Genomic DNA, 14,480 nt, shown 5'->3' on the forward strand with positions numbered 1-14,480 from the left:
ATGAAGCTGCCGCCGAAGCTCGGCTCCATCCATTTCGTCGGTATCGGCGGCATCGGCATGTCCGGCATCGCCGAGGTGCTGCACAATCTCGGCTACGAGGTGCAGGGCTCCGACGCCTCCGACGGCGCCAACGTCAAGCGCCTTGCCGAGAAGGGCATCAGGACTTTCGTCGGTCACAAGGCGGAGAATCTCGGCGAGGCCGAGGTCGTCGTCGTCTCGACCGCGATCAAGCGTGACAATCCCGAGCTTGTCGCCGCGCGCGAGAAGCGCCTGCCGGTGGTGCGCCGGGCCGAGATGCTGGCCGAGCTGATGCGGCTGAAGAGCTGTGTCGCCATCGCCGGCACCCATGGCAAGACCACGACGACCTCGCTGGTCGCGACGCTGCTCGAAAAGGGCGGGCTCGACCCGACCGTGATCAATGGCGGCATCATCAACGCCTACGGCACCAACGCCCGGATGGGCGAGAGCGACTGGATGGTGGTCGAGGCCGACGAGTCGGACGGTACCTTCCTGAAGCTGCCGGCGGATGTGGCGATCGTCACCAATATCGACCCCGAGCATCTCGACCATTTCGGCACCTTCGATGCGATCAAGGCGGCGTTCCGGAGCTTCGTCGAGAACCTGCCCTTCTACGGTTTCGCCGTGATGTGTATCGACCATCCGACGGTGCAGGGCCTCGTCGGGCAGATCGAGGACCGCCGCGTCGTCACCTATGGCGAGAACCCGCAGGCCGATTTCCGGCTGATCGACATCGACCTGTCGGGCGGACAAGCGAAGTTCACGCTGCTGATCCGCGATCGCAAGCGCGGCCGCGACGAGGTGGTGCGCGATCTCGTCATGCCGATGCCGGGTCATCACAACGCGCTCAATGCGACGGCTGCTATCGCCGTTGCCTATGACCTCGGCATTCCCGTGGAGAGCATCCGCGCGGCGCTGGCCGGGTTCGGCGGCGTGAAGCGGCGCTTCACCAAGACAGGCGAGTGGAACGGCGCGCTGATCTTCGACGATTACGGCCATCACCCGGTCGAGATCGCGGCGGTCCTGAAGGCGGCGCGCGCCTCGACCAAGGGCAAGGTCGTCGCGATTGTTCAGCCGCACCGCTACACGCGGCTCGCCAGCCTGTTCGACGATTTCGCCGCCTGCTTCAACGATGCCGACACGGTGATCGTCGCCGACACCTATGCGGCGGGCGAGGCACCGATCGCCGGCGCCGATCGCGATTCGCTGGTCTCGGGCATCAAGGCGCGCGGGCACCGGCATGCGCTGCCGCTGGAAAGCCCGGACAAGCTGGCCGGCATGGTGGCCGAGGTCGCCGGGCCCGGCGACTATGTCGTGCTGCTGGGGGCAGGCAACATCACGCAATGGGCCTATGCGCTGCCGGGAGAACTGGCGGCGCTTTCTTGATCCTTCTCCCCTCGGGGGAGACACGCTAAAGCGACTGTCATGACCTTCCCCGACATCACCGTCGACATCCGCGCCGCTGCGCCCGAACTGCGCGGGCGCCTGCTTGCCAACGTCGAGATGGCGCCGCTGACCTGGTTTCGGGTCGGCGGGCCGGCGCAGGCGCTGTTCACGCCGGCCGACGAGGCCGATCTCGCCTATCTGCTGGCGAAGCTGCCGGAGGGGATCGCGATCACCGTGGTCGGGCTCTGCTCGAACCTGATCGTGCGTGACGGCGGCATTCCCGGCCTCGTGATCCGGCTCGGCGGCAAGGCCTTCGGCGAGATCGCGATCGAGGAGGGTGATCGCCTGCGCGCCGGGACGGCGGTGCCGGACGTCAAGGTGGCGCGTGCGGCGGCAGACGCCTCGCTCGACGGGCTCGCCTTCTATCGCGGCATTCCTGGTTGCATCGGCGGCGCGCTCAGGATGAATGCCGGCGCGCATGGCGGTGAGACCACCGACATCCTGATCGAGGCACGCGGCGTGACGCGGGCCGGCGAGATCGTGACGCTGAGCCATGCCGAGATGGGCTTCACCTATCGCAGCAGCGCTGCCGCGACGCAGGAGATCATCTTCACCTCGGCGCTGTTCCAGGGCCGGCCGGGCGACAAGGTCGAGATCCTGGCCGAGATGGACCGTGTGACGGCGGCGCGCGAGGCGGCGCAGCCGATCAAGGAACGCACCGGCGGCTCGACCTTCAAAAACCCGCCCGGGGCCAAGGCCTGGCAACTGATCGATGCGGCCGGCTGCCGGGGCCTGCGCGTCGGCGGCGCGCAGGTCTCGGAGATGCACTGCAACTTCCTGATCAACACGGGCGGTGCCACGGCGGCCGATGTCGAGGGGCTGGGCGAGGAGGTCCGGCGGCGCGTGAAGGCGCAGTCCGGCTTCGACCTGCACTGGGAGATCAAGCGGATCGGTGTGCCGGACTGAGGGCATCGCATCGGCAGCGCGCTCCCCGGCAATCCGGCGAGGGTTAACGGCCCGTTAACCATACTGGACCGAGGGTCGGCCGGTCACATCGACCGGGGACCGGAATGACCAAACACGTCGCAGTGCTGATGGGCGGATGGTCCGTCGAGCGGGAGGTCAGCCTCAGCAGCGGCACGGCCTGCGCGGCTGCGCTGGAAAGCGTCGGCTACCGGGTCACGCGCGTCGACGTCGGACGCGACGTCGCCGAGGTCCTGTCGAAGTTGAAGCCGGACGTCTCCTTCAACGGGCTGCATGGCCGCTTCGGCGAGGACGGCACGATCCAGGGCGTGCTCGAAATCCTCGGCATCCCCTACACCCATTCGGGCGTGCTCGCCTCCGCACTCGCGATCCGCAAGGACAAGGCCAAGACGGTCGCCGCCGCTGCCGGCATTCCGGTCGCCCATGGTGTTCTGGTCTCGCGCTTCGAGGCCGCGAAGAGGCATGCGCTGCCGCCGCCCTATGTGCTCAAGCCGGTCAATGAGGGCTCGTCGGTCGGCGTCGTCATCGTGAAGCAGGGGCGCGAGCACCCGCCCCAGGAAATCGCCCGTCCGGACTGGCCCTGCGGCGAGACCATGCTGGCCGAAAGCTTCATTTCCGGGCGTGAGCTGACCTGCGCGGTGATGGCCGGGAAGTCGCTCGGCGTGACGGAGATCCGGGCCGCCACGGGGGAGTTCTACGACTACGATGCGAAATACACGAAAGGTGGTTCGATCCACATCTGCCCGGCTCAAATTTTACCAAAAATTTACCAGCAGATCGAAGAGTGTGCGTTAACGGCGCATCAAGCAATCGGATGCCGGGGCGTCAGCAGGTCTGACTTTCGCTATGACGACGAGACCGACACTCTCGTCTGGCTGGAAGTCAACACGCAGCCCGGTATGACCGAGACCAGCCTGGTGCCCGAATTGGCTGCCCACGCGGGCCTTAACTTCGGTGAGCTCGTCACATGGATGGTGGAGGACGCCTCCCTCGATCGGTGAAGACGGTGAAGGCAGTGGCTGCCTCGCGTCTGCCGGTCCCGGCTCCCGGGCCGCAACTGCTCGTTGGCGAGCGGACCGGACGCTGGCTGCGCCGCTCGCGCCGCAGTGCGGTCGCGGTGCCGCTGGCAAAGCGCCTGCCGCAGCGTCTCGGCACCTGGCTGGCCCTGGGCTTCCTCGGCCTCAGCCTCGGCGCCGGCAGCGTACTGGGTGGGCATGTCGAGACACTGCGCGAGAATTACGGCGAGCCGCATCACATGCTGGCCCGCCTCGTCGGCTTCGGGATCGATCGCGTGACCATTTCGGGCATCGCGGAACTCTCCGAGGTCGAGGTGCTGGTCGCGGCCGGAATCGATTCGAAGACCTCGCTGGCCTTCTTCGATGCAGACCAGGCCCGCAAGCGCCTCGAGACCGCTCCGCTGATTCGCGAAGCGACGGTGCGCAAGCTTTATCCGGGCGAGGTCGCCATCACGCTCGTCGAGCGCGAGCCTTTCGCGCTCTGGCAGGTCAAGGGCGAACTTTTCGTCATCGCAGCGGACGGGACGGTGATCGACAAGATGGATGACGGACGCTTCGCCCATCTGCCGCTCGTCGTCGGTGCGGACGCCAACAACCGGGCGCGCGAGTATATCGCTTTGCGCGGCGAGGCCGGCGCCATGGCGCCCCATATCCGGGCGGCGACGCTGGTGTCGGGCCGGCGCTGGAACCTCAAGCTCGACAACGGCATGGATGTGCGCCTTCCCGAGATCGCGCCCGTCGCGGCCGTGAAGCGGCTTGCCTCGCTCCAGGCGGATTACCGGATCCTCGACAAGGACCTGCTGGCGATCGACCTGCGCCAGCCGGACCGTGTCGTCATGCGGCTGACGGAGGAGGGCGCCGCCGCCCGCGCCGACCAGCTCAAGAGCAAGACCAAGAAGAAGGGGGGCGAGGCGTGAACCACGTCACCTCCCAGGGCCTGACGCCGCGGATGCGGCCGCTCTCGTCGCGCAAGAGCGCGACGCTGTCGATTCTCGACATCGGCACGAGCAAGGTCGTCTGCCTGATCGCCGAGCTGAACCCGGCCGAGGCGAACGAGCGGCTGCGCGGTCGCACCCATGTCGCGCGCATCATCGGCATCGGCCATCAGCGCTCGCTCGGCCTGAAGGGCGGCGCGATCATCGATCTTGAAAGCGCCGAGCGCGCGATCCGGGCGGCCGTCGATGCCGCCGAGCGGATGGCCAAGGTCGAGGTGCAGTCGGTCATCGTCAACCTGACCGGCGGACGCATCGCCTCGCAGCATTATGCGGCCGGCGTCGATCTCCGCGCCGGCTCGGTTGGTGACAGCGACGTCAAGCGCGTGCTGGCCCATGCCGCGACCCATGCGATCCGCCCCGGCAAGGCCGTGCTTCATGCCTTGCCGACGGGCTATGCGCTCGACGGTGTGCCGGGCGTGCTCGATCCGCGTGGGCTGATCGGCTCCAAGCTCTCGGTGGACATGCATGTCGTCGCCAGCGAGGCCTCGGCCGCGCGCAACGTCATGCTGGCGGTCGAGCGCTGCCATCTCGAGGTCGAGGCGGTGGTGGCGACGCCCTACGCGTCCGGCCTCTCCGTGCTGGTCGACGACGAGGCCGAGATGGGCGTCGTGGTCGTCGATATGGGCGGCGGCACCACCTCGCTCGGTGTATTCTCCGGCGGCCATCTGATGCATGCCGACGCGATCGCGGTCGGCGGCAACCACATCACCATGGACGTGGCGCGCGGTCTCTCGACGCGGGTCTCGGCGGCCGAGCGGCTGAAGACGCTGCACGGCTCCTGCATTTCGAGCGCCTCCGACGAGCGCGACATGATCTCAGTGCCGCAGGTCGACGACGACGAGCGCGACACGCCGAACCATCTCGCCAAGTCGCATCTGGTGCGGATCATCAAGCCGCGCGTCGAGGAGATCCTCGAACTGGTGCGCGACCGGCTGACCCAGGCCGGTTTCTCTGCCCAGGCCGGGCGCCGGGTCGTGCTGACGGGCGGTGCCTGCCAACTCACCGGCCTGCCCGAGGTGGCGCGGCGCATCCTCGGCGGCCAGGTCCGCACCGGGCGGCCGCTCGGCATCAAGGGCCTGCCCGAGGCGGGCAAGGGCCCGGCCTTCGCGGCATCGGTCGGCCTGCTGGTCTATCCGCAGGTGGCGCATGTCGAGCATTTCGAGCCCCGTGCAGGGGCTGCGTATTTCGCCACGGGTACCGACGGGTATTTCTCCCGCGTCGGCCGGTGGCTGAAGGAAAGTTTCTAGTGAGTACCGGCCCGTCGCTTCGCGGTGGGCCTCGGCGTCGAATGTAGCAATCGGGACGGCTCCCGCCAGGCGCCGGACAAAGGATCAAAAGAGGCAACCATGGCGATGAATCTGCAAGCCCCGGACATCCGGGAACTCAAGCCCCGGATCACGGTGTTCGGTGTCGGTGGCGCCGGTGGCAACGCGGTCAACAACATGATCGAGGCCGGTCTCGACGGCGTCGACTTCGTGGTTGCCAACACGGATGCCCAGGCGCTGGCGCTCTCCCGCGCTTCCCGGATCATCCAGATGGGCCTGCAGGTCACCGAGGGCCTCGGCGCCGGCTCGCAGCCGGAAGTCGGGCGCGCGGCGGCCGAGGAGGTCATCGACGAGATCCGCGACCATCTGGCCGGCGCACACATGGTCTTCATCACCGCCGGCATGGGCGGCGGCACCGGCACGGGGGCGGCTCCCGCCATCGCCCGCGTCGCCCGCGACATGGGTATCCTGACCGTCGGCGTCGTCACCAAGCCGTTCCAGTTCGAGGGCCATCGCCGCATGCGCATGGCGGAGGCCGGGATCGGCGAGCTGAACGAGGCGGTCGATACCCTGATCGTCATCCCGAACCAGAATCTCTTCCGCGTCGCCAACGAGACGACCGGCTTTGCCGACGCCTTCGGCATGGCCGACCAGGTGCTCTATTCCGGCGTCGCCTGCATCACCGACCTGATGGTTCGTCCGGGCCTGATCAATCTCGACTTCGCTGACGTCCGCGCCGTGATGCGCGGCATGGGCAAGGCGATGATGGGCACCGGCGAGGCGCAGGGCGAGAAGCGCGCATTGTCGGCGGCCCAGGCCGCGATCAACAATCCGCTGCTCGACGACGTCTCGATGAAGGGTGCGCGCGGCCTGCTGATCTCGATCACGGGCGGGCGCGACATGAAGCTCTACGAGGTCGACGAGGCCGCCACCCGCATCCGCGAGGAGGTCGATTCCGAGGCCAACATCATCGTCGGCGCGACCTTCGACGAATCGCTCGAGGGCACCGTGCGCGTTTCGGTCGTGGCGACCGGCATCGACAAGCCCGTCACCACCCAGGCCGAGATGGACGAGACCGAGGCGCGCATTGCCCAGGTCGCCGAGCGTCTGAAGGCCGAGGCCCGCCTGCGCACCGCCGCTCCGGCCCGTCAGGCTCCCGCCATGCCGGCTCCGGCCCCGGTCGAGCAACCGATGGAAATGCGGATGCCGGTCTCGATCGAGACGCATGCCCGCGCCAGCCTGTCGGAGGACATCCGCATCGAGCCGGCCCAGCCGCGCCCGATGATGGCTGCGGCGCCCGAGCCGATGATGCTGGCCGAGCCGGCGCCGATGCTGGAGGAGAGCTTCATTCCGCCGATGCCGGAGCGCTCCGTGGTGCGCCCGACGCGCATGCCCCGGATCGAGGATCTGCCGATGCCGGCGCAGAACCAGATCGCCGCCAGCCGTGGCGCACAGGCCGCGCCGCTGCCGGCGAACTCCGCCGACCAGAAGCGGATGTCGCTGATGCAGCGCCTCGCTTCCGTCGGTTTCGGCCGCAAGGACGAGGAGGCGCAGGAGGCGCAGCCGATGCCGGTGCGCCAGGCTCCCCCGGCTCCGGCGATGCCGCAGGCGCCGAGCGCGGCCCATGCCGAATACATGCGTCGTCCGGCCCCGCCCGCCGCCCGCCCGCCGCAGGGTCAGCTCGACCAGCTCGGCCGTGCCGCGCCGAGCCGCACCAGCGAGGAAGACCATCTCGAGATCCCGGCGTTCCTGCGCCGGCAGGCGACCTGAGACGGAAACCCGCCTCCGCGGCCTTGTAACACGCCCCGGCGCACGCTTTCGCGCCGGGGTTTTAACGTGTCTGAAAGGCAAACGATTCCAATCTGATGCGAGCTCCGGTCGAAGCCTCCGAGCTGTAACAGAGCGAAAGAAAGCGTGATTTTGTGAGCCTGCTCCAAAAGCTTATGTTGCAGATGCACCACGAGATACCGGAGTCGGGCTTGCGCTTGGCTTCACGCTTCAGAGGTATCGCCAACGATCTGCCAATTCCGTGTGTGATCACATGAAACGGCGCCGTTCGCGATCAGGATTGGATACCGGAATGAGCTTCGATCGCCAGACGACCCTGCGCGCCGCCGTGACCCTGACCGGGATCGGCGTTCACTCCGGGGCTCCCGCGACGATCTGCCTGAAGCCGTCCAGCGCCAATTCCGGCATCGTGTTCCTCCGCAAGGGGCTCGACGATGGCCCGGCGCAACTCATCCACGCCAAGCATACCAAGGTCAGCGCGACCGAGCTCTGCACGGTTATCGGCGACAAGGCGTCGGCGTCGGTCGCGACGATCGAGCATCTGATGTCGGCCTGCTCGGGGCTGGGTCTCGACAACGCGCTCGTCGAGATCGACGGACCCGAGATGCCGATCATGGACGGCAGCGCCGCCGAGTTCGTCACCGCGATCGAGGCGACGGGCATCGTCGCCCTGTCGGCCGGGCGTCGCTATCTCAAGATCCTGCAGCCGGTGCGTGTCGAACATGGCCGCGCCTTCGCCGAGCTGGTTCCCTCCGAGGCCGGTTTTCGCCTCGATGTCGAAATCGACTTCGATACGACGGTGATCGGCCGCCAGCGCAAGGTCTTCGATCTGGAGGCTTCGGCCTATGCCGAGGAGATCTCGCGGGCCCGCACCTTCGGCTTCATGCGCGATGTCGAGCAGCTCTGGAAGGCCGGCTTCGCGCTCGGCGCCTCGCTCGACAATACGGTCGCGATCGGCGACGACAAGGTTATCAACCCCGAGGGCCTGCGCTATGGCGACGAGTTCGTGCGCCACAAGGTTCTCGACGCGATCGGCGACCTCGCGCTCGCCGGCTATCCGATCCGCGGTGAGTTCCGCTCCTATTGCGGCGGCCACCGCCTGAACGTGCGCATTCTGGAAGCCCTCTTCGCCGACCGCGCCAATTACGCGATCGTCGAGGCCGAGCCGGTCTATGCCGCGCCGCGCGCCGTCCAGATGGCGGCTGCCGCTCCGGCTGCCTTCGCGCCGGACGTGCACTGAGCGGCTCGCGCGAGGTTTTGCCGCTCTCGCTTCCTGCCGCGCCTTCCTATTGCCGGGTTTCTGTCGAATAGACGACGCTGCCGCCGCGGGCTTGCGCTTTCGGCAGTGGCGCGCCTGCGGCGTCTGAGGTAAGGCATGCATCCCGTCAACCGGGACGATGACAAGAGGACGGACGACGTGAGCGTCAAGCGGCTGAACAACCCTGCATCCCAGCGCGCCGAATCGATGTGGAAGGGCACGGCCCTGGCCCTCGGTGCTGCCTTGCTGCTCGGCGGCTGCGACACCGTCTCGGCGCTCAACCCTTTCGACCGGCCGGAGGTCTACAAGCCCGAGGTCAAGGACGTCGTTCCGGCCGACAAGCTCTACAATGAAGGCCTCGCCCGCCTGCAGAACGGCGACAGCGAAGGCGCGGCCAAGAAGTTCGACGAGATCGACAAGCAGACACCGTTCTCGCCCTACGCCAAGAAGGGCCTGATCCTCGCCGCCTACACCAACTACCAGGCGTCGAAGTGGGAGGAGACGATCACCGCCTCCAAGCGCTTCATCGCGCAGAACCCGGCGAGCCCGGATGCGGCCTATGCGCAGTATCTGATGGCGATGTCGTATTTCAACCAGATCCCGGACGCGACCCGCGACCAGGAGCGCACCCAGCTCGCCATCGCCGCGTTCGAGCAGCTAATCGCGACCTATCCCAAGTCCGAATATGTTCTCGACGCCAAGGAAAAGCTCCTGGTGGCGCGCGATCAGCTCGCCGGCAAGGAGATGAATGTCGGGCGCTTCTATCTGGAGAAGCGCAACTACACCGGGGCGGTGAACCGCTTCCGCGACGTCATCATCAAGTATCAGACCACCCGCCATGTCGAGGAGGCGCTGATGCGCCTGACCGAGGCCTATATGGCGCTGGGCATCACCAATGAGGCGCAGACGGCCGCCGCCGTGCTCGGGCACAACTTCCCCGACAGCCCGTGGTACAAGGACGCCTATGTCCTGCTCGAAAGCGGCGGCCTGCAGCCGCGCGAGGACCGCGGTTCCTATATCAGCCGCGCCTTCCAGGGCTTCTCGCGCGCCGTCACCGGAATCGTCGGGTTCGGCGGCCGAATCTAGGCTCGTCTACATGAGGGTCGCTTGCGCATGCCCCGCTTCCTGAGCCTGCGCTGAGTGCCATGCTGGTCCAACTGTCGATACGCGACATCGTCCTGATCGACCGGCTCGATCTGAGCTTCCGTGACGGGCTGAGCGTGCTCACCGGCGAGACCGGCGCCGGCAAATCCATCCTTCTCGACGGTTTCGCGCTGGCGCTCGGCGGGCGCGGCGATGGCGGGCTGGTGCGCCATGGCGAGGCGCAGGGGCAGGTCAGCGCCGTCTTCGATCTTGGCCGCGACCATGCCGCGCGCAAGCTGGCGCAGGCGCAGGAGATCGACACGGATGGCGATCTGATCCTGCGGCGCGTGCAATATGCCGACGGGCGCACGCGGGCCTTCGTCAACGACCAGCCGGTGAGCGTCCAGATCCTGCGGATGATCGGGGCGGCGATCGTCGAGATCCATGGCCAGCATGACGACCGGGCGCTGACCGACCCCGCCCAGCACCGGATGATTCTCGACGGCTTCGGCGGCCTCGAGGCACAGGCTGAAGCCGTCGCGGCCGCGAGCGAGACGCTGAAGCGCGCGCGCCAGGCGTTGCAGGCGCAGCGCATCCGGGTCGAGGCCGCGCGCAAGGAAGCGGATTTCCTGCGCCATGCCGTGGCCGAGCTCGGCAAGCTCGCGCCCAGGGCAGGCGAGGAGGAGGCGCTGGCCGCCGCACGCCAGGGCATGATGCAGGCCGAGAAGGTCGCACGCGACCTGATCGACGCCTATGAGGCGGTGGGCGGGCAGGGCTCTCCCATCGCTGCGCTCTCGGCCGTGCTGCGCCGGCTCGAACGCCGGGCCGGGCAGGCGCCGGAGCTGATCGATCCGTCGCTGGCGGCGCTCAACACGGCGATCGTCGCGCTGGAGGAGGCCGGCGAAACCTTGTCAGCCGGCATGCGCGCCGCCGAATACGACCCGCGCGAGCAGGAGCGTGTCGAGGAGCGTCTGTTTGCGCTGCGCGGTGCGGCGCGCAAATACGACGTACCCGTCGACGGGCTGACGCTGCTGGCCGAGAGCATGGCCGGCGATCTCGCGGCTCTGGACGAAAGCGAGACCTCGCTCGGCCGGCTCGATGACGAGCTGAAGCAGGCGGAGGCGGTTTTCGTGTCGCTCGCCACCCGGCTCTCGCTGGCGCGCCAGCAGGCGGCCGACCGGCTCGACAGCGCGGTCAAGGCCGAGCTGCCGCCGTTGAAGCTGGAGCGGGCGCGCTTCATCACCCGGATCGACAGCGACGGGAACGCACGCGGACCCGAGGGCTTCGACCGCGTCGAATTCTGGGTCGAGACCAATCCAGGCACGCGTCCGGGGCCGATGATGAAGGTCGCCTCCGGCGGCGAGCTCTCGCGCTTTATGCTGGCGCTGAAGGTCGTGCTGGCCGAGCGCGGCTCGGCGCCGACACTGGTCTTCGACGAGATCGACACCGGGGTCGGTGGCGCAGTCGCGGACGCTATCGGCGAAAGGCTGGCGCGGCTCGCCGGCAAGGTCCAGGTGATCTCGGTGACCCATGCCCCGCAGGTCGCGGCGAAGGCTGCGCAGCATTTCCTGATCGCCAAATCGGCACTGGAGGGCGACGTGGCCTCGCGCACGGTGACGCGGGTGACGGCGCTCGCCGATCAGGCGCGGCGCGAGGAGATCGCGCGGATGCTGGCCGGCGCCTCGATCACCGAAGAGGCGCGGGCGGCCGCCGGGCGCTTGCTGGAGGCGGCGGGCGTGAAGGGCTGAGGCGCGGAGTTTCTGCGCGAGGCAGGCGATGAGGCCGGCTCTCAGGGCTGCGGGATGAACTGCGCGTCGCTGATGGTGAAGGCGCCGTGCGTGCGCGCCACGGTGAACTCCAGCGCGCCGCGGCATCCCGCGGGCGAAGCCGTTGCGCCGGCGCGACCGCAATTGCGTTCGAGATAGGTGATCGTATCGAGCGGCATGCCATCGTCGCCGAGACGAACGCCGCCGCTGGCATCGCTGGCGAGGCCGCCGCGCGACATCGAGAAACCTGAGATCGTGACATTCTCGACGCGGACGAACAGCCCGGCCAACTCGTCCCGGCGCTGCTTGACCTCGGCCAGCGTCATCATATGCGCGCCATCCTGGGCTTGCGCCGGCGAACCTGCCGCTGCCATCAGCACCGCAACAACCACCATCATCCGCATCTGCGCCGCACTCCCGTGAGGGCCGGCGAAATCGCGCGATTGGGGGCGAGTCGTCAAGAGGGCAACCGGACGAGGCGGGGCGTTTTCATTGCTTGCTGCGGTAGCGGTTTCTTTCCGCAGTCATTTGCGCTAAGAGCCGCAGCAATCGATGGCTGCGCTCACGCCCATCGCCCGACATCCTGCGCCGTCTCCCGATCCCGCGCCGTAACCCTAGGCCCGACACCTCATGTCCTTTCTGACCACGAGTGCGCCGCTCGCGCGCGCGCTCGCCGAACGCAATTATTCCGATCCGACGCCGGTGCAGAACGCCGTGCTGGAGGATGCCGCCGCCGGGCGCGACCTGCTGGTCTCGTCGCAGACCGGCTCCGGCAAGACCGTCGCCTATGGGCTGGCGATCGGCTCGACCCTGCTCGGCGAGGCCGAGGCCTTCGGCCGCGCCGGCCAGCCGCTGGCCCTGATCATCGCGCCGACGCGCGAACTGGCGCTGCAGGTCCAGCGCGAGCTGGCCTGGCTCTACAAGCACGCCAATGCCCGCGTCATCGCCTGCGTCGGCGGCATGGATCCGCGCCGCGAGGCCGCCCTGCTTGACGAGGGCGCCCATATCGTCGTCGGCACGCCCGGCCGCCTGCGCGACCATATCGAGCGGCATCGTCTCGACGTCTCGGCGCTGCGCGCCGTGGTGCTCGACGAGGCCGATGAGATGCTCGATCTCGGCTTTCGCGACGATCTCGAATTCATCCTGAAGACGACGCCGCCGGAGCGGCAGAGCCTGCTGTTCTCGGCGACGCTGCCGAAGGCGATCATCCAGCTCGCCAAGAGCTACCAGAACGATGCGCTGCGCATCGAGGTCGCCGGCACCCCCGGCGGCCATGCCGACATCGAGTATCGCGCCATCCGGTGCTACCCGAAGGAGGCGGAGCTCGCCGTCGTCAACCTGCTGCGCTTCCACGACTCGCCCTGTTCGCTGGTGTTCTGCAACACCCGCAATTCGGTGCGCCATCTCGAGGCGATCCTGCTTGAGCGCGGCTTCGCAGCCGTGGCGCTGTCGGGCGAGCTCTCGCAGAGCGAGCGCAATTCGGCGCTGCAGGCGCTGCGCGACGGCCGGGCCCGGGTCTGCGTCGCGACCGACGTCGCCGCGCGCGGCATCGACCTGCCGGGCCTGACGCTGGTCATCCATGCCGAATTGCCCAACGACCCCGAGGTGATGCAGCATCGCTCGGGCCGCACCGGACGCGCCGGCAAGAAGGGCACGAGCGTCCTGCTGGTGCCGCCGTCGCGCCGCCGCAAGGCCGAGATGCTGCTGGCCGAGGCCAAGGTCGAAGCCGTCTGGGCCGGCCCGCCGACGCAGGACGAAATCCGTGCTCTCGACAAGGAGCGGCTGCTCAACGATCCGATCCTCACCGGCGAGCCGGGCGAGGTCGATGCCGCGATGGTCGAGGCCCTTTTGGCCGGCCGCTCGATCAACGAGATCGCAGCCGCCCTGGTGCGCGTCTACCGCGCAAGGCTGCCGGCAGCCGAGGAGGTCGGTGACCCGAACTTCGCGCGCGACGAACGCCGCCCCGTCCGGGCGCGCGAGGATTATACGCCGCGCGAAGGCGCCCGCTTCGGCGAGAGCCGCGAGGGCAGCCCGCGCTCGGACGGTCCGCGCAAGGCCGGCCCGCGCGGCGATACGGTCTGGTTCCGCCTGAACATCGGCCGCAAGGACGGCGCCGATCCGCGCCAGCTGCTGCCGATGATCTGCCGCCGCGGCAAGATCACGCGCGACGAGGTCGGCGCGATCCGCATCTTCGACAAGGAGACCAAGGTCGAGATCGATGCCGATGTCGCCGAGCGCTTCTATGAACTGGCGAAGGCGGTCGACCGCGACAAGATCGTGATCGAGCCGGTGACCGGCGAGGAGGAGCGCCGCCCGGCCAAACCCTTCGCCGAGAAGGCGAGCCATGCGCCGGCGGCCCATGCGAAGCCGGAGCGTGCCCCGCGCCCCGAGCGCGATGGTGCGGAGCAGCGCGATGCCCGCCCGCCTGCGCGAGCCTTTGAGAAGAAGCCCTACGAGAAGAAGGCCTACGAGCGGAAGCCTTACGAGGGCGGCGAGAAGAAGCCCTACGAGGGCAAGAAGAAGGCTTACGAGGGGAAGTCCAAGCCCTTCGCCGCCGCCAAGTCCTACGACCCTGTGCGCAGCGACCGGGATCTGTCCGATCCGAACGTCTCGTTCAGAGGCGGCCCCAAGCCATCCGCTGACAAACCGTATGGCGAGAAGAAGCCGTATGCGGGAGGGCCGAAGCCTTTCGGCGCAGGCAAGTCGGGAGGCGACAAGCCTTTCGCGGGCAAGCCTTTCGCAGGAAAGCCAGCAGCGCGCGATGGCGATAGCCGCCCTGCGGGCAAGCCCTTCAAGGGCAAGAAGCCGCGCCGCGACGATCGGGGTTGATCGTCAGGCACGGCGTCTTGAACGTCTTCAGCAGTCCTAGATTTCTCAGCGCAGGCCGAGGAAGGACAGGATCGCCAGAACCACGACGACCA

11 protein-coding genes are annotated in these 14,480 nt (G+C 68.2%); 10 read left to right on the forward strand and 1 reads right to left on the reverse strand.

What is annotated here, in order from left to right; genetic code table 11:
* From murC to recN, 9 genes are all read left to right on the forward strand, one after another.
* Positions 1-1,404 carry a UDP-N-acetylmuramate--L-alanine ligase gene (murC, locus tag C8D03_RS18645; protein ID WP_108048559.1) on the forward strand — a complete coding sequence of 468 codons (1,404 nt, stop codon included), beginning with the start codon at positions 1-3 and terminating at the stop codon, positions 1,402-1,404.
* A 39-nt stretch (positions 1,405-1,443) separates the two neighbouring features.
* The gene (gene murB, locus C8D03_RS18650; RefSeq protein WP_108048560.1) at positions 1,444-2,370 is read left to right on the forward strand and encodes a UDP-N-acetylmuramate dehydrogenase; all 927 of its coding nucleotides are present in this window, start codon (positions 1,444-1,446) and stop codon (positions 2,368-2,370) included.
* 104 nt (positions 2,371-2,474) lie between these two features.
* Positions 2,475-3,389: a D-alanine--D-alanine ligase gene (locus C8D03_RS18655; RefSeq protein WP_108048561.1), complete on the forward strand. Its 915-nt coding sequence runs from the start codon at positions 2,475-2,477 to the stop codon at positions 3,387-3,389.
* Positions 3,390-3,403: 14 nt separating this feature from the next.
* The gene (locus tag C8D03_RS18660; RefSeq protein WP_248308527.1) at positions 3,404-4,321 is read left to right on the forward strand and encodes a cell division protein FtsQ/DivIB; all 918 of its coding nucleotides are present in this window, start codon (positions 3,404-3,406) and stop codon (positions 4,319-4,321) included.
* Positions 4,322-4,353: 32 nt separating this feature from the next.
* Positions 4,354-5,646: a cell division protein FtsA gene (gene ftsA, locus C8D03_RS18665; RefSeq protein ID WP_108051821.1), complete on the forward strand. Its 1,293-nt coding sequence runs from the start codon at positions 4,354-4,356 to the stop codon at positions 5,644-5,646.
* Between the two features lie 99 nt (positions 5,647-5,745).
* Positions 5,746-7,434, forward strand: a complete 1,689-nt coding sequence (gene ftsZ / locus C8D03_RS18670; RefSeq protein ID WP_108048562.1) for a cell division protein FtsZ — start codon at positions 5,746-5,748, stop codon at positions 7,432-7,434.
* 310 nt (positions 7,435-7,744) lie between these two features.
* Positions 7,745-8,692 (forward strand): UDP-3-O-acyl-N-acetylglucosamine deacetylase, encoded by a 948-nt coding sequence (gene lpxC, locus C8D03_RS18675; RefSeq protein ID WP_108048563.1) that lies wholly within the window; start codon positions 7,745-7,747, stop codon positions 8,690-8,692.
* 225 nt (positions 8,693-8,917) lie between these two features.
* Positions 8,918-9,796 carry an outer membrane protein assembly factor BamD gene (locus C8D03_RS18680; protein ID WP_108051822.1) on the forward strand — a complete coding sequence of 293 codons (879 nt, stop codon included), beginning with the start codon at positions 8,918-8,920 and terminating at the stop codon, positions 9,794-9,796.
* 59 nt (positions 9,797-9,855) lie between these two features.
* Positions 9,856-11,541 (forward strand): DNA repair protein RecN, encoded by a 1,686-nt coding sequence (gene recN / locus C8D03_RS18685; RefSeq protein ID WP_108048564.1) that lies wholly within the window; start codon positions 9,856-9,858, stop codon positions 11,539-11,541.
* 41 nt (positions 11,542-11,582) lie between these two features.
* Here the strand turns inward: recN and C8D03_RS18690 are convergent, their stop codons facing one another.
* A complete protein-coding gene (locus C8D03_RS18690) occupies positions 11,583-11,963 on the reverse strand; it encodes a hypothetical protein (RefSeq protein WP_108048565.1) in 381 nt (126 codons plus the stop codon).
* A gap of 226 nt (positions 11,964-12,189) precedes the next feature.
* On the opposite strand from C8D03_RS18690, the gene C8D03_RS18695 reads away from it, so the two are divergent.
* Positions 12,190-14,388 (forward strand): DEAD/DEAH box helicase, encoded by a 2,199-nt coding sequence (locus C8D03_RS18695; protein WP_108048567.1) that lies wholly within the window; start codon positions 12,190-12,192, stop codon positions 14,386-14,388.
* Positions 14,389-14,480: the final 92 nt, after the last annotated feature.

Source organism: Bosea sp. 124 (assembly GCF_003046175.1).
Taxonomy (GTDB): domain Bacteria; phylum Pseudomonadota; class Alphaproteobacteria; order Rhizobiales; family Beijerinckiaceae; genus Allobosea.

Excerpts from the sequence above, each read along its gene's own strand:
- murC (WP_108048559.1), top strand. The coding sequence starts at position 1 with ATGAAGCTGCCGCCGAAGCTCGGCTCCATCCATTTCGTCGGTATCGGC.
- murB (WP_108048560.1), top strand. The coding sequence starts at position 1,444 with ATGACCTTCCCCGACATCACCGTCGACATCCGCGCCGCTGCGCCCGAA.
- C8D03_RS18655 (WP_108048561.1), top strand. The coding sequence starts at position 2,475 with ATGACCAAACACGTCGCAGTGCTGATGGGCGGATGGTCCGTCGAGCGG.
- ftsA (WP_108051821.1), top strand. The coding sequence starts at position 4,354 with ATGCGGCCGCTCTCGTCGCGCAAGAGCGCGACGCTGTCGATTCTCGAC.
- ftsZ (WP_108048562.1), top strand. The coding sequence starts at position 5,746 with ATGGCGATGAATCTGCAAGCCCCGGACATCCGGGAACTCAAGCCCCGG.
- lpxC (WP_108048563.1), top strand. The coding sequence starts at position 7,745 with ATGAGCTTCGATCGCCAGACGACCCTGCGCGCCGCCGTGACCCTGACC.
- C8D03_RS18680 (WP_108051822.1), top strand. The coding sequence starts at position 8,918 with ATGTGGAAGGGCACGGCCCTGGCCCTCGGTGCTGCCTTGCTGCTCGGC.
- recN (WP_108048564.1), top strand. The coding sequence starts at position 9,856 with ATGCTGGTCCAACTGTCGATACGCGACATCGTCCTGATCGACCGGCTC.
- C8D03_RS18690 (WP_108048565.1), bottom strand. The coding sequence starts at position 11,963 with ATGCGGATGATGGTGGTTGTTGCGGTGCTGATGGCAGCGGCAGGTTCG.
- C8D03_RS18695 (WP_108048567.1), top strand. The coding sequence starts at position 12,190 with ATGTCCTTTCTGACCACGAGTGCGCCGCTCGCGCGCGCGCTCGCCGAA.